The 18,894-nt window shown below is 62.9% G+C and carries 24 protein-coding genes and 1 other RNA gene; 13 read left to right on the forward strand and 12 right to left on the reverse strand.

Annotation, left to right across the window (positions count from 1 at the left end; translation table 11 throughout):
• Nucleotides 1-161 precede the first annotated feature (161 nt).
• The 7 genes from G3O06_RS19955 (at nucleotide 162) to G3O06_RS19985 (ending at nucleotide 3,938) form a co-directional block, all read left to right on the forward strand.
• Entirely contained in the window at nucleotides 162-707 is a 546-nt protein-coding gene (locus G3O06_RS19955) for a terminase small subunit (RefSeq protein ID WP_205817229.1), read from the forward strand.
• 259 nt (nucleotides 708-966) lie between these two features.
• Nucleotides 967-1,218: a hypothetical protein gene (locus G3O06_RS19960; protein ID WP_205817230.1), complete on the forward strand. Its 252-nt coding sequence runs from the start codon at nucleotides 967-969 to the stop codon at nucleotides 1,216-1,218.
• Between the two features lie 3 nt (nucleotides 1,219-1,221).
• A complete protein-coding gene (locus G3O06_RS19965; RefSeq protein WP_205817231.1) occupies nucleotides 1,222-1,890 on the forward strand; it encodes a hypothetical protein in 669 nt (222 codons plus the stop codon).
• Nucleotides 1,890-2,564 (forward strand): hypothetical protein, encoded by a 675-nt coding sequence (locus G3O06_RS19970; RefSeq protein ID WP_205817232.1) that lies wholly within the window; start codon nucleotides 1,890-1,892, stop codon nucleotides 2,562-2,564. The genes G3O06_RS19965 and G3O06_RS19970 overlap by 1 nt, the downstream gene beginning before the upstream one ends.
• Before the next feature lie 8 nt (nucleotides 2,565-2,572).
• Nucleotides 2,573-2,812, forward strand: coding sequence for a hypothetical protein (locus G3O06_RS19975; protein WP_241020145.1), 240 nt, complete (start codon nucleotides 2,573-2,575; stop codon nucleotides 2,810-2,812).
• A gap of 17 nt (nucleotides 2,813-2,829) precedes the next feature.
• The gene (locus G3O06_RS19980; RefSeq protein WP_241020146.1) at nucleotides 2,830-3,336 is read left to right on the forward strand and encodes a GNAT family N-acetyltransferase; all 507 of its coding nucleotides are present in this window, start codon (nucleotides 2,830-2,832) and stop codon (nucleotides 3,334-3,336) included.
• 5 nt (nucleotides 3,337-3,341) lie between these two features.
• On the forward strand, nucleotides 3,342-3,938 hold the full coding sequence (locus tag G3O06_RS19985) for a hypothetical protein (protein WP_205817233.1): 597 nt from the start codon (nucleotides 3,342-3,344) through the stop codon (nucleotides 3,936-3,938).
• A gap of 58 nt (nucleotides 3,939-3,996) precedes the next feature.
• Here the strand turns inward: G3O06_RS19985 and G3O06_RS19990 are convergent, their stop codons facing one another.
• A complete protein-coding gene (locus G3O06_RS19990) occupies nucleotides 3,997-4,482 on the reverse strand; it encodes a hypothetical protein (protein ID WP_205817234.1) in 486 nt (161 codons plus the stop codon).
• 387 nt (nucleotides 4,483-4,869) lie between these two features.
• Between G3O06_RS19990 and G3O06_RS19995 the strand changes: the two genes are divergently transcribed.
• Nucleotides 4,870-5,076, forward strand: coding sequence for a hypothetical protein (locus tag G3O06_RS19995; RefSeq protein ID WP_205817235.1), 207 nt, complete (start codon nucleotides 4,870-4,872; stop codon nucleotides 5,074-5,076).
• A gap of 63 nt (nucleotides 5,077-5,139) precedes the next feature.
• Nucleotides 5,140-5,520: a helix-turn-helix domain-containing protein gene (locus G3O06_RS20000; RefSeq protein WP_205817236.1), complete on the forward strand. Its 381-nt coding sequence runs from the start codon at nucleotides 5,140-5,142 to the stop codon at nucleotides 5,518-5,520.
• 44 nt (nucleotides 5,521-5,564) lie between these two features.
• Here the strand turns inward: G3O06_RS20000 and G3O06_RS20005 are convergent, their stop codons facing one another.
• The 11 genes from G3O06_RS20005 to ompA form a co-directional block, all read right to left on the reverse strand.
• The gene (locus G3O06_RS20005; protein WP_205817237.1) at nucleotides 5,565-5,846 is read right to left on the reverse strand and encodes a hypothetical protein; all 282 of its coding nucleotides are present in this window, start codon (nucleotides 5,844-5,846) and stop codon (nucleotides 5,565-5,567) included.
• Nucleotides 5,847-5,935: 89 nt separating this feature from the next.
• On the reverse strand, nucleotides 5,936-6,061 hold the full coding sequence (locus G3O06_RS49765; RefSeq protein ID WP_258170392.1) for a hypothetical protein: 126 nt from the start codon (nucleotides 6,059-6,061) through the stop codon (nucleotides 5,936-5,938).
• Nucleotides 6,062-6,258: 197 nt separating this feature from the next.
• A complete protein-coding gene (locus tag G3O06_RS20010; RefSeq protein WP_241020147.1) occupies nucleotides 6,259-6,894 on the reverse strand; it encodes an ImmA/IrrE family metallo-endopeptidase in 636 nt (211 codons plus the stop codon).
• Nucleotides 6,864-7,229, reverse strand: a complete 366-nt coding sequence (locus tag G3O06_RS20015) for a helix-turn-helix transcriptional regulator (RefSeq protein ID WP_205817238.1) — start codon at nucleotides 7,227-7,229, stop codon at nucleotides 6,864-6,866. Before G3O06_RS20015 ends, G3O06_RS20010 begins: the two co-directional genes overlap by 31 nt.
• Before the next feature lie 160 nt (nucleotides 7,230-7,389).
• A complete protein-coding gene (locus G3O06_RS20020) occupies nucleotides 7,390-7,731 on the reverse strand; it encodes a hypothetical protein (protein WP_241020148.1) in 342 nt (113 codons plus the stop codon).
• A gap of 183 nt (nucleotides 7,732-7,914) precedes the next feature.
• Nucleotides 7,915-8,346: a hypothetical protein gene (locus G3O06_RS20025; protein ID WP_205817239.1), complete on the reverse strand. Its 432-nt coding sequence runs from the start codon at nucleotides 8,344-8,346 to the stop codon at nucleotides 7,915-7,917.
• Nucleotides 8,347-8,553: 207 nt separating this feature from the next.
• Nucleotides 8,554-9,795, reverse strand: coding sequence for an integrase arm-type DNA-binding domain-containing protein (locus tag G3O06_RS20030; RefSeq protein ID WP_205817240.1), 1,242 nt, complete (start codon nucleotides 9,793-9,795; stop codon nucleotides 8,554-8,556).
• Between the two features lie 163 nt (nucleotides 9,796-9,958).
• Nucleotides 9,959-10,328, reverse strand: a transfer-messenger RNA (tmRNA) gene (gene ssrA, locus G3O06_RS20035).
• 17 nt (nucleotides 10,329-10,345) lie between these two features.
• Nucleotides 10,346-11,062: a phosphoglycolate phosphatase gene (gene gph / locus G3O06_RS20040; protein WP_174918088.1), complete on the reverse strand. Its 717-nt coding sequence runs from the start codon at nucleotides 11,060-11,062 to the stop codon at nucleotides 10,346-10,348.
• 13 nt (nucleotides 11,063-11,075) lie between these two features.
• Complete coding sequence (gene ubiG, locus G3O06_RS20045) at nucleotides 11,076-11,774, reverse strand: bifunctional 2-polyprenyl-6-hydroxyphenol methylase/3-demethylubiquinol 3-O-methyltransferase UbiG (RefSeq protein ID WP_174918089.1); 699 nt, start codon at nucleotides 11,772-11,774, stop codon at nucleotides 11,076-11,078.
• A gap of 154 nt (nucleotides 11,775-11,928) precedes the next feature.
• Nucleotides 11,929-12,600, reverse strand: a complete 672-nt coding sequence (gene ompA / locus G3O06_RS20050) for an outer membrane protein OmpA (RefSeq protein ID WP_174918090.1) — start codon at nucleotides 12,598-12,600, stop codon at nucleotides 11,929-11,931.
• A gap of 541 nt (nucleotides 12,601-13,141) precedes the next feature.
• On the opposite strand from ompA, the gene gyrA reads away from it, so the two are divergent.
• The 4 genes from gyrA to pheA all read left to right on the forward strand — a co-directional run bounded on the left by gyrA (nucleotide 13,142) and on the right by pheA (nucleotide 18,782).
• Nucleotides 13,142-15,745: a DNA gyrase subunit A gene (gyrA, locus tag G3O06_RS20055; protein ID WP_174918091.1), complete on the forward strand. Its 2,604-nt coding sequence runs from the start codon at nucleotides 13,142-13,144 to the stop codon at nucleotides 15,743-15,745.
• 83 nt (nucleotides 15,746-15,828) lie between these two features.
• On the forward strand, nucleotides 15,829-16,428 hold the full coding sequence (locus tag G3O06_RS20060; protein ID WP_011351329.1) for a DUF2059 domain-containing protein: 600 nt from the start codon (nucleotides 15,829-15,831) through the stop codon (nucleotides 16,426-16,428).
• Nucleotides 16,429-16,583: 155 nt separating this feature from the next.
• Entirely contained in the window at nucleotides 16,584-17,666 is a 1,083-nt protein-coding gene (gene serC / locus G3O06_RS20065) for a 3-phosphoserine/phosphohydroxythreonine transaminase (RefSeq protein WP_205817241.1), read from the forward strand.
• A gap of 33 nt (nucleotides 17,667-17,699) precedes the next feature.
• A complete protein-coding gene (pheA, locus tag G3O06_RS20070) occupies nucleotides 17,700-18,782 on the forward strand; it encodes a prephenate dehydratase (protein WP_166957487.1) in 1,083 nt (360 codons plus the stop codon).
• Nucleotides 18,783-18,894: the final 112 nt, after the last annotated feature.

The raw sequence follows: 18,894 nt of genomic DNA on the forward strand, positions 1-18,894 counted from the left end.
TATATAGAGATAAAAAAGATAGGGAAAAACGGCTAAATGATGCCTCAAACGCCTCACGGCAAACGTGCTGAAAATTACCTCTTAAGTTGTACTTATTTACGAGTTTGACTTTACCGGAGCGATGAACAATGCTCCGGTCAACAATGAAGGAAGGGCCGAATATGAAGAAACTGACCGCAAAGCAGCAGCGATTTGTCGACGAGTATCTGTGCGACCTGAACGCTAGTGCGGCCGCACGCCGTGCCGGGTACAGCGCGAAGACCGCCGCCGCCATCGCCGCCGAGAACCTGACAAAACCTAACGTAGCGAATGCGATCACGGCGGCGATGAAAGCACGTGGTGATCGCACGCGCATCACGCAGGATCGCGTGCTGCGCGAGCTCGCGCGCATCGCGTTCTTCGACATCCGGCGTCTGTACAACGCCGACGGCACGCTGAAGCGCCCGGACCAGCTCGACGATGAGGCCGCGGCGGGCCTGGCCGGTGTCGACGTGGTCGAGCAGATGACGTACAGCGCGGACGGCGACGGCGAACTGACGGCCACGCCGACGCTCACGAAGAAGGCCAAGGTCTTCGACAAGACGACGGCGCTCACGCTGGCGATGCGCCACCTCGGCATGCTGAACGACAAGCTCGAGATCTCGAAGCGGCCGCGCGTGCGTGTGGTCGACCAGACTGGCCGAAAACCGCGCGTGAAGGGCGATTGAAATACCGATTGGCGATTTCAATTTCGGGCGTAGCGCTCTGCCCGGCGGGGATGCGCAGCGCTCGCCGCGTGAAAACTTCGTCTAGCTACCCGGTTGGCTACCCACATGCGCCCCATCACGGACTGACAGACGGACAATTCGCCGCGCCAAACGACGCACGATCCTGCATGACGATGTGCGCATAGTGATATGCGCACAAACGCGAGATTCCACGCCGCACTGATGCGACGCTGATCGAATGCCTACACAGGAGCCGAAAATGGCAGCAACGAACCTCTACCTAGCCCCACGTACGCGGATGGCGCTGCAGACCTGCGCGCTGTTGCGAGGGGCCTCGATGTCGCGTGTCGTCGCGGACGCCCTGGCCGAATTCATCGAACGTCACGGGCTGCTGAAGGGCGGCGAGTGGCGGATCCGCCCGAACGCGGATCATGCGTGGGGCCGCGCGACGGCCGAGCAGGCAGAAGCGGCGCGCGTGCTCGCGTGGGATGTCGAGCTCGTGGAGGACTGATCGATGGCCGACATCAAACTGATCGAAGCGCAGCTCGCGGAAGCGCGCCAGCAGACCGCCACCGCGCAGCTGCAACTCGAGGATCGACTGCTTGAGAACAACGGCGCTGAGGATAAGGAAACGGCCTCGCTGCGTGCCGTCGCTGATCTGCACCGGTCGCGCGAAGCGTCGCTCGTCCGTGTGCACTCCGCTGCGCAGCGCGCCAACACCGCCGCCGCGATCGAAGCGCGGCACCAGGAGTCGCGGAGCGGCGTGCGCGTGGCCCGCGCTCTGGAGCGCCGGTACGTCAACGCCGCGAAGGCGCTCGAAGCTGCGCTCGAAGCGGTCGCTATCGCGCGCAGTGAGTTTCTGCAGGTCGATGCTGAATTGCACGAGGCAATCCGCGCGGTCTGCATGAACCCCGAGCTGCCCGAACCACATGCGTCTGGGTTGCGTATCGAGGGCGCCCGCGCGTGGATTTCAGACCGGGCCGTTCGGACGTATGTCAGGTCGATGTTCGATGAAGATCTGCGACCCGACAGCATCGCGGGCGTTGCGGCGAAGCACATGCAGCAAACGATCGTGCGCCTCGAATTGGCGGCCGAGTACCGCAAGCCGGCTAATCAACCGCCGCACATCATCGACAGCGAGTCTGCGCTGCGCTCGGTGACCGAAGCTGGCGAGGAGGCGTGATGGACGGCGAACAGCAATCCGCACCCGTCGAGAAGACGCCCGAGGAACGTGCCGCGGCGTTCTACTCGAACACGAAGTTTCCGGGCGCGGCCGAGACGCCGCGCGCGCCGGTCGAGCAGCCGAAGGCATGGTACGCCGCGGAGAATCTGCGGCTCAACGACGAGCAGCACACACCGCAAGCCGCAGACCCGGACGCGTTGGCGCTCGTTCGCAATGACCGAGAGCGCAAGTTCTACGGCGATGAGGTCGCGCATGGGGTGCTGTACGACGAACTGACCGGTTCCGGGCAGTGGGGTAAGGAAGTTGTCGCTTCGATCGACGACGGCCTGGGGGGCACAATCGATCGCAAGGAGTTCGCCGCGATCGTCGCAGACCACGGCGGCGACCAAACCGACGTGCGCGAATTTCTCGACGATGCCCGGCTATTTGCGCAGGGCTGGCCGGCGCTGTCCGAGGCCGACAAGCAGGCCCATCTTGCCGACGCTGTGCAGGGCATGAAAGAGACGTTCGGCAGCGATTGGGAGAAAGCCTGGGATGCGGCGAACGCGCTCGCGAAGCGCGATCCGCGCGTCGCGAAGGTGCTCCGTGAGACGGGCCTCGGCGCTGATCGCAAGACGGTCATCAAGTTCGCGCAGGAAGCGCTCCGGCAGCGCGTCGCCGGGAAGTTGAAGTAGCCGCCGCGATGCTGATATTGGCGATCAACTGGCACGAGGTGCTGCTCGACCTGCAGCACTTCTACCCGAAGCCGAAAGACGTGGCGCGGGAACTGCACGGCGCGGTGAGCGAGGCAGCCGTGCGCAAGTACATCGAAAACACGACCGAGCCGTCGCACGTGCGCGGTGAGCTGATCCTCAATCTCTGGTGCGAGACAACCGGTAAGCGGCGCGAAGATGTACCGCGCCGTCCGCGCGAGCGCATCTGATTCTGAACAGGACCTACATGCCTATCAATTTTCTGAAAGGCGTCCGCCGACGCGCCCGAGATTCAATTTCCGGACGCCGGCCGCGCTCGCTCTTGATGTCGGAACGCCTCACGCCCGAGCACATCCTCGCCGTCGAACTGCAGCCGACGCAGGCCGCGACTGCTGACGCGTTGACCCGGGAATATGCCGAAAAGCTCTGTGCGGCGACGCGCGTAGGGTGGGCGATCGTCGAAGACGGAAAGGTGCTCGGGTGCGGCGGCCTGGTGGAGTGCTGGGAAAGCCGCGCACAGACGTGGGCACTGATCTCGTCGGCGTTGCTGGATCCGCGTCGATTCAGGCTGGTTCACCGGATGGTGCGACGCGTGCTTGACGACGCGCCGTGGCGCCGTATCGAAATGGACGTCGACGCGTCGCACGCGGCCGGCATCGCCTGGGCCGAACACCTCGGGTTTGAACGCGAATGCGTTCGTCGTAAGTACACCGCCGCAGGGCGAGACATGTTGCTTTTTGCGAGGACGAAATAATGGCAATGCTTCCATTGGCCGCAATGGCGGGTTCGGCGCTCGGCGCTGGCAGCACGATGAGTTTGATCGCGACCGGCGTTAGCGCAGCCGGCGCGCTGGCGTCGGGCGCCGCGAAGTCGGCGCAGGCGAACCAGCAGGCCGCCGCACTCGACCGCAATGCCGCGCTTTCCGACCAGCAGGCCGGGCAGGTCTACGCGCAGGGCGTCAACCGCGAGACGGCGCAGCGCGCGCAGGCCGGGCAGCAGCTTGGCGAGCAGCGCGCAGCCATCGCTGAATCGGGCTTCAATCCGAACGCAGGGTCGGCACTCGACACGCAGGTGCAGAGCGTGCGCAATGCCGAGCTCGACGCGCTGCAGACCCGCTACCAAAGCATCTTGCAGGGCGGGACGCTCGAAGACCAGGCGCAGCAGGATCGATACACCGCGCGCACGGCACGGGCCAGTGCGCGCAACGGCATGCTCGCCGGCGGGATCTCGGCGGCCGCGTCCGTGCTCGGGGGTTTTGGGAATTATGCAAAAAACAATCCGCTTGGGCTCACGGCTTCGCTGAAGCCCTATGGCACCACGGCCGCCGGCAATCCGCTGCTGTTCACGATGCCATGATAGGCGCCCGCTATCGCGAGATCAGCCTTCGCGATAGCGGGTGGTTTGCTGAACACCGTCAGCGAACCGGGCCGAAATTTACGGCCGCATCGTACATGCTGACCAGGCTCGCGTTCCCACCGCTGCCACATACCTGCGCGTGCACGAAGTAGCGTTTGCCGACACGGATGAAGCTGTTCGCGTGCTGGCGATCGACATTCGACAGCCGTCCGATGTTCGTCGGCACGGACCATTGGGTTCCGTTCTTGTCGGTGAACCGGAAGGTTTCGAGCGTACCGCCGCTCGGTGTGAACTGGATGCCTTCGACAGTGACGGGCCCCGTGAACTGCGTGCAGTTGTCGCCCGGTCGATCGTGGACGTCGTCCATTTCCTCCAGCGCAACCAGGCGTTCCGCGGCCGCCGAGTTGCCGGTGAGATCCTTCGCTTGCCACGTCGTGACAAGGCGCGCATGCGCGTTGAATGACTGCGCCTCGGCCGCCACCGCCGAGAAGATGAGAGCCGCGCTGACGCACGCGGCGAATGCAAATCGTCCAGTTGAATTCACAGCGCCCCCGTTTCGTTGTTGTGGGTGGGCGCATTCTAGCGCGCGGCGTGCCTGTCGACGAGGCGTGCTTCAGTTGTGTCAAGCGTAGCTGTACATCGCGCACAGAATTGCCTAACATACGGATTTTATTGCATTTTAATTCGTGTCTGCTCTATGCTGAGCCCGTCGACGTACACAACGTTGACCGGGTTTGACAGCCCGAATGCATGCGGCGGACAACCGCCGCGATGGCGGCTTTTCTTCGTTTGAGAACGCGCATCTTCTATGGGTGGCGCGAGTGGAGAGGCTTCGGCCTGCCGGGTTCCGTATGCCCCGGTCTGTCAACTTCGCTCGTTGCCGCCCACCCCGTTTGACAGCGGGGCGGTGCGATCGCATACGGAGCTCACCATGAACGCCAACGTTCAATCTCTTGCTTTCCATATCGGTAGTATTCCTGATCAAGTGGCGGTGTCGTCGTGCGACATCGCGGAACTGTTCTCCGCCATCGATGCAGCGCGTGAGCTGATCCGCTCGCGTGGGTCTGAAGTGTCCGACGCGGTGCTCCCGCGGCTCGCCGACATTGAACTGCTCGTTGAGCGCATTGCGGGGTTGTAAGTCCTAACGCCCGCGTCCTGCAGCAGTGGGATGTGGGCGGCTGTCCACACTGAAGGAGGGGGCATGCCCTACGTATCGAAGACCTTCAAGGCGGGAGTGGCCGCGGCCGCCGGGCGCGACGTGGTGCTGAGCGAGGAATTGCTGGATCTGCTTGCGGATCGAATCGCGAGCCGCGTCGCCGCGAGGCTGCGCGAGCGGCTGCCGGCACCGGCGCGTCGGCAGGAGTGGGCAGCTTCCCCCGCGCCGGCGGCGGCAGAGCTGCGGGCCGACCGGTTATATCGCGTGGCTGATGTGATGCAGCGATTGGGCGTCTCGAAGGCGACCGTCTATAACCTGGCACGCGATGGTCGGCTTGAACTTGTTAAGTTCGGTAGGCGAGCGAGCGGAGTGACCGGCAAGAGCCTGATCGTATTGATCGAGCGAAATTGCACGCACCTCGACTGAAAGGGGAGGACGCCGCTAACGCCGCGGCGTCCTTATGCCTAGGCCTACAGAGTCTTGTTTGGCGTAGCAAACAGGACGCACGGAACGGGCGCCTGGCCGGCGGCTCGACAGTCGCTGGCACGCTCAAACATCGGTTGCAATGCAGACCCGAAAATCACCCCGATAGCGACGAGGATTGCTGCCATGGGAATTACTCGCTCGCGCGGCGGGGCATCACGATGCAGCCACGCGACAGCGTGACGCAAGGCAAGACTGAGAAAGTACAGCGCGACAAGCGCAAGCGGTACGATGAAGGTGAGGATTCCAAACGAAAAATAGTTTGTCATTGCTATCATCCTGCTAGAAGGTTGGAAGTTCGCGCTTTGCGGGAGACGCTCCTCATCCTCTCTCATAAAAGGATGAGGAGCGCGGCCGCTTACTTTTCTTTCTTCTTGCGAAGAACGATGCGGAACGGCTGGCCATTGGGGCGGCGAATCACCTTCCCTTTGACCGTGATGGTCATCCGATAGATGACCTGTTCGTCGTTGTCGCTTTTGGGCATATGAATGCTCCTAAGGACGACCCCAACATCCAACTTGACATTTGACAGCCATGTGAAGCACGACTATCATGCAGGTCGCCATAACCAAGCAAGTCAAGATGCGCCGCTCATGGGATCTGTTGAGCTCCGCATTTTCCCAGAAGGGTCACAAGCGTTCGCAGCGCTTTAGACCCTTGTCTTTTTCGCGATGAGAATCCTTAGTCGAAGAGTCCCTTTTGTGGTTTGGGGGCGACAAGGCCGCGATTGATCAAATTTTCGAGTCGGTATCCAGCAGATTGAGCGCTCGTCCCGCACATCTGAGCGAGTTCGTGTGCCGAGCGTGCGGCGACACATGCATCAACGGGCATCATGATCGCCGCTGTCAGTGCTTTCGCCTGCCACTCCGAGTCCTCGAAGAATTTGTGTTGACCCAGCGTCGCACCGCGATGCAGTGTCACTGCGTGCTGCAGCACGATATGGGACAGTTCGTGAATCACCGTGCTGCGTGAAAACGGCGAGTCATCGAACAATCCGTCGTAGACATCCTCACGCAGCACAACGATATTGCGTTCCGGAATAGTGAAGGCCGCGCAGTCCTGAAGCGCGTCGACATCCTCATACATGTAATTGAACCCAGCTTTGGGTAGCGTCTGCTCGAGCACGCGGAGGCAATCAATCGCGTCGCTCGATCGCCCCAGGCCATTGAACTTGGGGAGCAGCGGACGCAGGCCATCAGCAACGCGTTCCAGTTTTTCGTAACTCGTCGGGGCTACTTTCATCCCCGATGGGGTGCGCGCGCCGCGCGCTGCGGTTCCGAGTGTCGTCATTTGCGCTTCGCCTTTTTTGCGATCCAATCTTGGATTTCCGGAGTCGGTGCATCGCCTTCTTGAAGTCGACGTGCAAAGGCGGCAACTAGGCCGCGCGCATCAGGCGACAAGCTTTCGAGGGCGATGTAATCCTTCGACTGCTCGGCCGCTTCACGCAGCTTGATCAACTCTTCAGCCGTCGCTTTGCCGCTGAAGAATGCCAGCGCGCCCTCAATATGCTTTTCCGACAGGCGCCGCTCCCCGTACTCAATCCCGCTCAGATACGAAGAACTGATGGACATCGCCTCCGCCATGGACTTCAGCGATGCGTCGTGGCGCATCCGAAGGTGGCGAACTGTTTCGCCAAATGGTGTGAGTTTCATCGCGGCTCCTCGGTGGGTGACGTACCCTATGGTTACATCTCAAAATTGTACACGCCTTCGCAAATTTGTGAAGAAGTTTTTTGTTTTGAGAATCGAACACGTTCTGTCGCCGCGTGGGTGGGGGCGGGGCGTGGCGGTTTGCCGCAGCCCTGCCGAAGTCCTACGCGTTGAACAGCGGCAACTGAGCCTGCGAACTGCCCCGCAGGGTGCGGTTGCGCTCGATCGTGGCGAAGTCGTCCGCCGTCGCACAGCCATCGAGCAAGCGTTCACCGAAATCGGCGGCCGTGACGACCTGTCCTCGAGACATTTCTCGGGCGTGCGCGACACCGACGAACAAATTCAGTGCGATGTAGACGGGGCCGAAAGGTAGGCGATGACGGGCGACGATTGCCGCAGCAATTTTGAGGAGCGGTTCGCGATCCGGTGTGCTGCTTCGTTCGACTACGGTGTCGGACGGACGGAGGTTGGGAGCGGTGGCGCTCGTCGGTGTGTGGTCAGCCATGTTTTCCCTGTCGGAACGTTGAACATGGCTACGAAATTTATGCCTGCGAATGCCTCCGAATGAAGTTCGGAAGCCCTTCGGAATGGCTTCCGCCTTATGGGGCAAGGCTTCGGGCCGCTACCGAAGCCGAGCGAGAGGTTGTACGTGACGTATTCGGAATGTTCCGAAGGATTTCGCAGAGGGTTATCGTCGTGTGACTGTTGGTGGCCACTTTGCCGCAATTGATGTTGCTGAGGGTTCACGAACTTCACGTGCGCGAGCAATCAGTTGGCCGACTCTGCGTCCGGTGATGCCGTAACGGTCACCGAGCGCATCTTGCGTAATGCCTCCCTTTTCGTACTCTGCCAGGAGCTCTAGGAGTTCCGCTTCGATCCATTCTCGGCCACTACCGGTCGGCTTTTCTCCGATTTCGGTGGGGCGAGTGTTAGAAGTATCGGTTTCGGTGCTCTCTGGTGGGGATTTCGGAATGCCTTCGAGAACCCTTCCAAGCTCGAACGAACCGAGGACGATGAGGGTTAAACACAAAGCAGTTGCGATGTATTTGCCCGGCCGAGCCGTCGAGAGGAGAGGGATAAGCAAGGGGCCACTTCCAGCCATGACCGCGAAGGCAGCCATGACCGATCTCCAGAACACTCGCGTATTCATTGCGTCCCTTCCACGCAGGCCCTTATGAGGGGATCGCGCCAGCCGGGTAAGGGTGCCCGGTTTTCGCCCCGTCGAGCTAGGCGCGGTTTGACAGATCGGGGGCTTTAACAGGCCGCCCGGAAGGGGCATTGTAGATTGGAATACTGGTGTTTTGTACAGGTGGATAGACGTACGGTGTCAGCCCGCCGCAGCGGCGAGCGGAACGACGACTGCGCCGGTTTTGAGCTGGTCGAGGTAGTCTGCCCACTGCTGCATCATTTCGCGCCGGTGCGGCAGGTGGGCCGTGCGGTTGTACGCTCGGCCGAGCGGATCCTTGACGGCATGCGCGAGCTGCGCTTCAACGACTGCGGGCGCCACGCCGAGCACCTCGTCGAGAATCGTCCGGGCCATAGCGCGGAAGCCGTGTCCGGTCATCGTGTCGCCGTCGTACCCGAGCCGGCGCAGCGCGCCGTTGATCGTGTTGTCGGACATGGGCCGGTCCTTCGTGCGCACGCTCGGAAACAGGAACCGGCCGTTGCCGGTCAGCGCGTGCAGCTCGCGCAGGATCAATATCGCCTGTGCCGGTAAAGGAACGATGTGCGCCGAGCCGGACGCCTTCCCCTGCTTCGTCCGCTTCATGCGTTCGCTCGGGATCTCCCACGTAGCGTCGTCGAGATCGAACTCGCTCCATTCAGCCGCGCGCAGTTCCCCCGGGCGCTGGAACAGCAGCGGGGCGAGGCGAAGGGCGCATTGCACGGGGAAGGTGCCGTGATACCCGTCGATCGCGCGTAACAGCTCGGCGACCTGCTTCGGGTCGGTGATCGCCGCCATGTGCTCGGTCTGTACCGGCGGCAGAGCGCCGCGGAGATCCGCTGTTACGTCCCGCTTCGCGCGGCTGGTCGCCACGGCGTAGCGGCACACCTGGCTGATGTTAGCCTGCAGCCGGTGCGCTGTCTCGAGCGCGCCGCGCTTCTCGACGCGCCGGAGCGCGTCTAATACGTCAGGCGGCTCGATATCGGCGATCGGGGCGCCCCCGATCCACGGGAAGGCGTCTACTTCGAGTCGGCGGAGGATCCGCGCTCCGTGGCTTTCCGACCAGCTCGCCGCGTATTTGGCATGCCACTCGCGCGCCACGGCCTCGAAAGAGTTCTCGGCGCTGAGACGCTGCGTGCGCTTCTCAGCCTTCTTTGCGGCGCCCGGGTCGATCCCGGCTGCCAGCTTTTCCCGGGCCTCGTCTCGCTTCCGGCGCGCCGTAGCGAGCGTGACCTCGGGGTACACACCGAGCGCTAACAGCTTCTCTTTGCCATCGGCGCGGTACTTGAGCCGCCAGTAGCGCTGCCCGGCTGGCGTGACGAGGAGAAACAGGCCGCCACCGTCGAACAGCTTGATGGGCTTCTCGGTCGGCTTCGTGTTACGAATGGTCGTGTCGGTAAGCGGCATGGGGGTATCAGTGCGCGGGGGTATGTCCAATACCCCCGAAAATACCCCCAAATACCCCTGGCTGTCGATGGGCAAACTTTGGCGACGGTGGCAACAAAAAACCCCGCGGAGCCAAGCCCGGCGGGGTTTTCTGGTCAAACGTGGTGAACGTTTGGCGGGTGTTTGGTGGAGGCGGCGGGAATCGAACCCGCGTCCAGAAGCGCTCCACGACTAGTTCTACATGTTTAGTTCAGTCATTTGATTTAACCGCAGCGACGCGGACGAACACGCTGCACTACGGCGATTCGCTAGGTTTTCGACCCTGGCGTCGCGACGCCGACAGGGCTTAACTGACGTAAATGACCTCTGGCGGTATTGCTACCGGTCTTGCGACACTAGCCCGTCAGTGAACTAGGCAGAGGACGGCGGCCGTTAGGCTGCCAGTGCGAACGTATCGTCGTTTGCAGTTACGATTTTCCCATTGATTAACGAGGTGACGGGTCCTCGACATGCCCTAGCCGCTTCACAACCCCTGTCGAAACCAGGTCGCCCCCGCGGATAAGATCAAACATTATAGCCCAACATCGCGCAGCAGTTCGCGCAGTTGCTGCGTCGTGTCGACAAGATGCTGCGCTTGCCAGTCGGCCGGCGCTGCGCCGTCGCCACAGTAGCCGTACGCGGCCGCGACCGTCGCCATGCCGGCGGCGCTGCCGGCCTGAATGTCGCGCAAGTCGTCGCCGACGTAGACGATGCGCGCGGGCGCGAGCGTCAACTGGTCTGCCGCATGCAGCAGCGGCGCCGGGTGCGGCTTCGGGTGCGGCGTTGTGTCGCCACCGACGATGCAGGCGGCGCGCGGCGCAAGACCGAGCAGGTCGACGAGCGGTGCCGTGAGCCGCATCGCCTTGTTCGTGACGATGCCCCAGCGCACGCCGCGCGTATCGAGTTCGTCGAGCACGTCGCCGATGCCGGGGAACAGCGTCGTATGCACGCACAGATCCGTCGCGTAGTTGGCCAGGAACTCGTCGCGCATCGCTTCGTAGCCGGGCGTGTGCGGATCGATGCCGAACGCGCCGCCGAGCAGGCCGCGCGCGCCGGCCGAGGCCAGCGGCCGCAGCACGTCGAGCGGGGTTTCGGGCAGGTCGCGCACGCGTTGCATCTTGTTGACGGCCGCCGCGAGATCGGGGGCCGTGTCGGCGAGCGTGCCGTCCAGGTCGAACAGCACGGCATCGCAGTGCAGCAAACGCGGTTCGTCGAGTGCAGCCCGCGCGGTCGAGAGGGGAGTCGTCATGCCGGTTGGAAGGTCACGCGCCGCGGCGGCACGCAACGAGGTAGTTGATGTCGGTGTCGTTCGACAGCGCAAAGCGCTTGCCGATCGGGTGATACGTGATGCCCTTGATCTCCACGATGTGCAGATCGGTCGCACGCACGAAGCCGGCCAGTTCCGACGGACGGATGAAGCGCGCGTAGTCGTGCGTGCCCTTCGGCAGCATTTGCGCGATGTACTCCGCGCCGATCACGGCGAACAGGTAAGCCTTCAGGTTGCGGTTCAGCGTCGAGAAGAACACCCAGCCACCCGGCTTCACGAGCGTCGCGCACGCGGCGACGATATCGCCGGGCGACGGCACGTGCTCGAGCATCTCCATGCACGTGACGACATCGTAGGTGCCCGGTTCGCGTGCGGCGATCGTTTCGGCGGCGATGGCTTCGTAGTCGACCGTGATGCCGCTTTCGAGGCTGTGCAGGTCGGCGACGCCGAGCGCTTCGGTCGACAGGTCGATACCTTTCACCTGCGCGCCGAGGCCGGCCATCGATTCGGACAGGATGCCGCCGCCGCAGCCGATGTCGAGTGCGCGCTTGCCGGCGAGGTGCGCATGCGCATCGATCCAGCCGAGCCGGACCGGGTTCAGGTCGTGCAGCGGCTTGAATTCGGCATTCGGATCCCACCACCGATGGGCGAGGTCGCTGAATTTCTGGAGTTCGTGCGGATCGGCGTTGGTCATGTCGGCAAACGGGCTACGGGAGGAGGGCGGTACTGCGGTTCGTCAGCCCCGAGTATATAAGAAGCGGACGAGCGGCGAAGCGGCGAGCGCCTGGGCGGGCGTCAAAGAAAAAGCCCCGCCGGAGCGGGGCTTTGAAGCAGTCGAAAACCGCGGCTTAGTTTGCCGGAACGGTCGTCTTCTGGACTTCTTGCGTACCAACAACTTCGACTTCCACGCGGCGATCCGGTGCGAGGCAGGCGATGAGTTGCTTGCGGTTCTTCTGGTTGCAGCCAGTCGTAACCGGGTTGCGCTTGCCCTTGCCTTCCGTGTAGATCTTGTTGGCCGGCACACCCTTGCTGACCAGGTACGACTTCACGGCTTGCGCACGGCGCAGCGACAGACGGTCGTTGTACTTGTCCGAACCGATGCGGTCCGTGTAGCCCGTTGCGACGACCACTTCCGTGTTCATGCCTTGGATCTTCGAAGCCAGTTCGTCCAGCTTTTGCTTGCCCAGCGGCTTGAGCGTTGCCTTGTCGAAGTCGAACAGTGCGTCGGCTTGATACGTGATCTTCTGGCTCGAGATGGCCGGAGCAACGACCGGAGCAACCGGCGGCTGCGGTGCCTGGGCGACCAGTGCGCCATCGCACTTCGCGTTGGCGGTGGCCGGCGTCCAGAAAGCATCACGCCAGCAGAGCTCGTTCGTGCCGTTCATCCACACCCATTCGCCCGTGCCGTTCACCCAGTTGTCATTGACGGCTTGACGCGACGCCGGCACCGACTGTGCCGAAGCGGATGCAGCCATAACTGCGGTAGCTGCAATGAACGCGAGCTTTGAAAGTTTATTCATATTTCTCCTCTCGAAATTGAGATTACCGCAGGTTTACTGCGAGCCTGTTGACGGTGACAAGTCATACATTGCTCGAAGTATAACATTGGTGCGGCACAAAAAACGCGGCGCCGCTCCTGTGTAGACTTCGAGCAGCGTCTAACTTTCAGTGCGTTGGCATTTTGCCATATCGTTCCCTTCCTACGAAAAAAAATCCTCCCCACCCTAAGATCGCTTCAAGTTTGTGGTGCATGCGCAACACCGGCCTGCCGTAACTTTTAGAGATTGTCAAGAGTGTGGCGGAGAAATTGCGCCCATGAATGCATTTGTTTACTCGTGCGCGGGAAACAAGTGCGATGCGATCGCCGTTGGTGCCGAATTGCGTGCCATGGCGGCGTGCAATTCCGGTTGGTTCGCCGCCTCTGCGATTTTCGCTATTTATATATAGAGGGGGAGGCGAATTGGAGGCTGATGGGCGCATGTTAGAATCTCGCGTTGCGTTGCGCATGCAGCGCCCACGCGAAAGGCGTTCGCCGTCTTCGCTCCGAAACGATACGGATACATGGATCAATTCGCCAAAGAGACCCTGCCCACCTCCCTAGAGGAGGAAATGCGCCGTTCGTATCTCGATTACGCGATGAGCGTGATCGTCGGACGTGCCCTCCCGGATGTCCGCGATGGCCTGAAACCCGTGCACCGGCGCGTGTTGTTCGCGATGCACGAACTGAACAACGACTGGAACCGCGCGTACAAGAAATCGGCGCGTATCGTCGGTGACGTGATCGGTAAGTACCACCCTCACGGCGATACCGCGGTCTACGACACGATCGTGCGGATGGCGCAGGACTTCTCGCTGCGCTACATGCTGATCGACGGGCAGGGCAACTTCGGCTCGATCGACGGCGACAATGCCGCGGCGATGCGTTACACCGAAATTCGCATGGCGAAGATCGGTCACGAGTTGCTCGCCGACATCGACAAGGAAACGGTCGATTTCGAGCCGAACTACGACGGTAACGAAATGCAGCCGTCGGTCCTGCCGTCGCGCATCCCGAACCTGCTGATCAACGGCTCGTCGGGTATTGCGGTCGGCATGGCGACCAACATCCCGCCGCACAACCTGAACGAAGTCGTCGACGCGTGCCAGCACCTGCTGGGCAACCCGGAAGCGACGATCGACGAGCTGATCGAGATCATCCCGGCGCCGGATTTCCCGACGGCCGGCATCATCTACGGTGTCGCCGGCGTGCGCGACGGCTACCGCACCGGGCGCGGGCGCGTCGTGATGCGTGCGGCCACGCACTTCGAGGAGATCGACCGCGGCCAGCGGATGGCGATCATCGTCGACGAACTGCCGTACCAGGTGAACAAACGTTCGCTGCTCGAACGGATCGCCGAACTCGTCAACGAGAAGAAGCTCGAAGGCATCTCCGACATCCGCGACGAGTCCGACAAGAGCGGCATGCGTGTCGTGATCGAGCTCAAGCGCGGTGAAGTGCCGGAAGTGGTGCTGAACAACCTGTACAAGGCGACGCAGCTCCAGGATACGTTCGGCATGAACATGGTCGCGCTCGTCGACGGCCAGCCGAAGCTGCTGAACCTGAAGGAAATCCTGCAGTGCTTCCTGTCGCATCGACGCGAAGTGCTGACGCGCCGCACGATCTACGAACTGCGCAAGGCCCGCGAACGCGGCCATGTGCTCGAAGGTCTCGCGGTCGCGCTCGCGAACATCGACGAGTTCATCGCGATCATCAAGGCCGCGCCGACGCCGCCGATCGCGAAGGCGGAATTGATGGCGAAGCCGTGGGATTCGTCGCTCGTGCGCGAGATGCTCACGCGCGCCGAGAGCGAGAACGCGGCGGCCGGCGGCCGTTCCGCGTACCGCCCGGAAGGCCTGAACCCGTCGTTCGGCATGCAGAACGACGGGCTGTACCGCCTGTCCGACACGCAGGCCCAGGAAATCTTGCAGATGCGCCTGCAGCGCCTGACCGGCCTCGAGCAGGACAAGATCATCGGCGAGTACCGCGAAGTGATGGCGCAGATCGCCGATCTGCTGGACATCCTCGCGCGCCCCGAGCGGATCACGACGATGATCGGCGAGGAGCTGGTTTCGGTGAAGGCCGAGTTCGGCGACGCGCGCCGCTCGAAAATCGAGCTGAACGCGACCGAGCTGAACACCGAAGATCTGATCACGCCGCAGGACATGGTCGTCACGATGTCGCATGCGGGCTACGTGAAGTCGCAGCCGCTGTCGGAGTACCGTGCGCAGAAGCGCGGCGGTCGCGGCAAGCAGGCGACGCAAATGAAGGAAGACGACTGGATCGAGACGCTGTTCATCGCGAACACGCACGATTACATCCTGTGCTTCTCGAACCGCGGCCGCGTGTACTGGGTCAAGGTCTATGAAGTGCCGCAGGGCTCGCGCAACTCGCGCGGCCGCCCGATCGTCAACATGTTCCCGCTGCAGGATGGCGAGAAGATCAACGTCGTGCTGCCGGTCAAGGAATTCTCGGCCGACAAGTTCATCTTCATGGCAACGTCGCTCGGCACCGTGAAGAAGACACCGCTCGAGGCATTCAGCCGTCCGATGAAGAAGGGCATCATCGCGGTCGGCCTCGACGATGGCGACTACCTGATCGGTGCGTCGATTACCGACGGCGCGCACGACGTGATGCTGTTCTCCGACTCCGGCAAGGCCGTGCGCTTCGACGAGAACGACGTGCGTCCGATGGGGCGCGAGGCGCGCGGCGTGCGCGGCATGCAGCTCGAGGACGGGCAGCAGGTCATCGCGCTGCTGGTTGCCGGCAGCGAGGAGCAGACGGTGCTCACCGCGACCGAGAACGGCTACGGCAAGCGCACGCCGATCACCGAGTACACGCGTCACGGCCGCGGCACGAAGGGTATGATCGCGATCCAGACGTCCGAGCGTAACGGCAAGGTCGTGGCTGCGACGCTCGTCGACGCCGAGGATCAGATCATGCTGATCACGACGGCCGGCGTGCTGATTCGCACCCGTGTCTCGGAGATTCGCGAGATGGGGCGTGCCACGCAAGGTGTTACACTCATCAGTCTCGATGAGGGTACCAAGCTCTCTGGCCTGCAGCAGATCGCGGAGGCCGAGGAGGGTGATGGCGAAGCCGACGAGGCGTCGGACGGCGAAGCCTGAAGAACGGATGAGACTCTAGCCGCCGCGGGCGCGAAGCGCCGCGGCCGGCGAGCAACCATTCATATTTCCAAAAGGGAGTGATGATGCAAAAGCAATTCAAGCAACTGGTTCTGCTGGCTGCACTGGTGCCGACGTTCGCGATGGCGCAAGCGCTGTCGAATTCCGCACCGGCAGCTCCGGCGGCAGCTGCGCCGATCGACGCCGACAAGAAGGCTGCGATCAAGGATCTGCTCGACGCGATCGACGCGCCGAAGCTCGTGTCGGCAATCGGCAACAGCGCCGAAATGCAGGCGAAGCAACTCGTCCCGGCGATCCTGTCGGACGCGCTGTCGGAAAACAAGACGCTGAACGACAAGCAGAAGCAGGCTGCCGTTCCGACGCTGCAGAAGAACGCGGTGCCGAAGCTGGTCGACGGCGCAGGCAAGGTGTTCGGTACGCAACAGTTCCAGAACGACGCGATGTCGGCTCAGTACGACGCATACGCGAAGTACTACAGCACGTCGGAGATCAAGGATCTGACGACGTTCTACAAGAGCCCGACGGGCCGCAAGTTCATCCAGGTTCAGGATCAGGTCGGTCGCGACGTGGTCAACGGCCTGATGCAGAAGTACATGCCGCAAGCTATCCAGGCAACGCGCACGCAGGCTGACAAGGAAGTCGCAGCAGTCAAGCCGGGCAAGTAAAGCCGTCCGGGCATGCCCCCGGCCGTTCGGCCGGGTTTGGCGGGAGCCTGACGACAGTGCGATAATGGCCGTTTGCGCGCGAGCGCAAGCGGCCATTTCTTTTCTGGCGCGTTCTGCCGGCGGCGAGCCGGTCGCGTCCCTCCGAGGTTTTCACGATGCGCGTCTTTAATTTCTCTGCCGGCCCTGCGGCGATGCCCGAGGAAGTGCTGCGGCAAGCTGCCGACGAAATGCTCGACTGGCACGGCAGCGGCATGAGCGTGATGGAGATGAGCCATCGCGGCAAGGAATTCATGTCGATCCACGAGGCCGCACTGACCGACCTGCGCGACCTGCTCGGCGTGCCGGCCAGTCACCGGATCCTGTTCCTGCAGGGCGGCGGTATCGCTGAAAACGCGATCGTGCCAATGAACCTGCTCGGGTCGCGCAAGACGGCCGACTTCGTCGTGACGGGCTCGTGGTCGCAGAAGTCGTTCAGCGAAGCGAAGAAATACGGCACGCCGCATCTCGCCGCAAACGGCAAGACGGAAGAGGGCTTCACGCGTGCGCCCGCGCGCGCCGAATGGCAGCTGTCGGACGATCCGGCCTACGTGCATCTGTGCACCAACGAGACGATCGACGGCGTTGAGACGTTCGAGATTCCCGATCTCGGTGACGTGCCGCTGGTCGCGGATGTCTCGTCGCACATCCTGTCGCGTCCGATGGACGTCGCGAAGTACGGCGTGATGTTCGGCGGTGCGCAGAAGAACATCGGGATGGCCGGCGTGACGCTCGTGATCGTGCGCGAGGATCTGCTCGACCGCGCGCTGTCGATCTGCCCGTCCGCGTTCGAATGGAAGACCATCGCCGCGAACAACTCGCTGTACAACACGCCGCCCACCTACGCGATCTACATCGCGGGCCTGGTATTCCAGTGGCTGAAGCGGCAGGGTGGCCTCGAGGCGATCGAGGCCCGCAATATCGAAAAAGCGAAGCTGCTCTACGACACGATCGATGCGAGCAGTTTCTATCTGAACAAGGTCGAGCCGGCAGTACGTTCGCGGATGAACGTGCCGTTTTTCCTGGCCGACGAAACGCGCAACGAAGACTTCCTTGCCGGCGCAAAGGCGCGCGGGCTGCTGCAGCTGAAGGGCCACAAGTCCGTCGGCGGCATGCGGGCGTCGATCTACAACGCGGTGCCGCTCGAGGGCGTGAAAACGCTCGTCGAGTACATGAAGGACTTCGAGCAGCGCGGCGCCTGACGGCGGCGCTGTTCAAACAGCACGGCAAAACGCATGGACGACGAACTGAATTCCCGCTTGAAACCGCTGCGTGATCGCATCGATGCGATCGACGCGCAGCTGATCGCGCTCCTGAACCAGCGCGCCGCAGTGGCGCTGGAAGTGGGCGAGGTCAAGAAGCATTTCAACGCGCCGGTGTTCCGGCCGGAGCGCGAGCTGCAGGTGATCGCGCGGCTGCAGGACATGAGCGCGGGGCCGCTCGCGAGCGAGCACATCAGCGCCATCTGGCGCGAGATCATGGCAGCAAGCCGCGCGCTCGAGCAGACGATCCACGTCGCGTTCCTCGGGCCGGTCGGCACGTACAGCGAACAGGCGATGCTCGAGTATTTCGGCCAGTCGATCGAAGGGCTGCCGTGCCCGTCGATCGACGAGGTGTTCCGCTCGGTCGAGGCCGGTGCGTCCGCGTTCGGCATCGCGCCGGTCGAGAACTCGACCGAAGGCGCCGTGTCGCGCACGCTCGACCTGCTGCTGCAGACGCAACTGCTGATCAGTGGCGAGCTTGCACTGCCGATCCATCACAACCTGCTGACGCAGAGCGGCACGCTCGATGGCGTGAAGCGCGTCTGCGCGCATGCGCAGGCGCTTGCGCAATGCCAGCAGTGGCTCGCGGCGAATGCGCCGCAGCTCGAGCGACAGGCCGTGGCGAGCAACGCGGAGGCCGCGCGTCTCGCGGCGGCCGATCCGACCGTCGCGGCGATCGCGGGCGACCGCGCGGCCGCGCATTACGGCTTGCAGATCGCGTTTTCGCTGATCCAGGACGATCCGCACAACCGCACGCGTTTCGTCATCGTCGGCAAGCAGCCGGCCGGTCAAAGCGGTCACGACCAGACTTCGCTGATCGTGTCGGTGAAGAACGAGCCGGGCGCCGTGTTCAAGCTGCTCGAGCCGCTCGCGCGGCACGGCGTGTCCATGACGCGCTTCGAGTCGCGTCCGGCGCGCGTCGGCACGTGGGAGTATTACTTCTACATCGACATCGAAGGGCACCGGGACGACGCGGCAGTTGCGGCCGCGCTCGCGGAACTCGGCCAGAAGGCCGCGTTCCTGAAGATACTCGGTTCGTATCCGCGCGCACGCTGAGGCGCGGCGGCCCGTCGCCTGTTCGAGCAGGCGTAGCGGCCAGGCGGGCAGGGCAGGCCGGTCGGTGCTGCCGAAGGCGGGTTCGGGCGGTGTCCGGTGCAGGTTGTGCCGG

The sequence above is a fragment of the Burkholderia sp. Ac-20345 genome (assembly GCF_017104825.1).
GTDB classification, from domain to species: domain Bacteria; phylum Pseudomonadota; class Gammaproteobacteria; order Burkholderiales; family Burkholderiaceae; genus Burkholderia; species Burkholderia lata_B.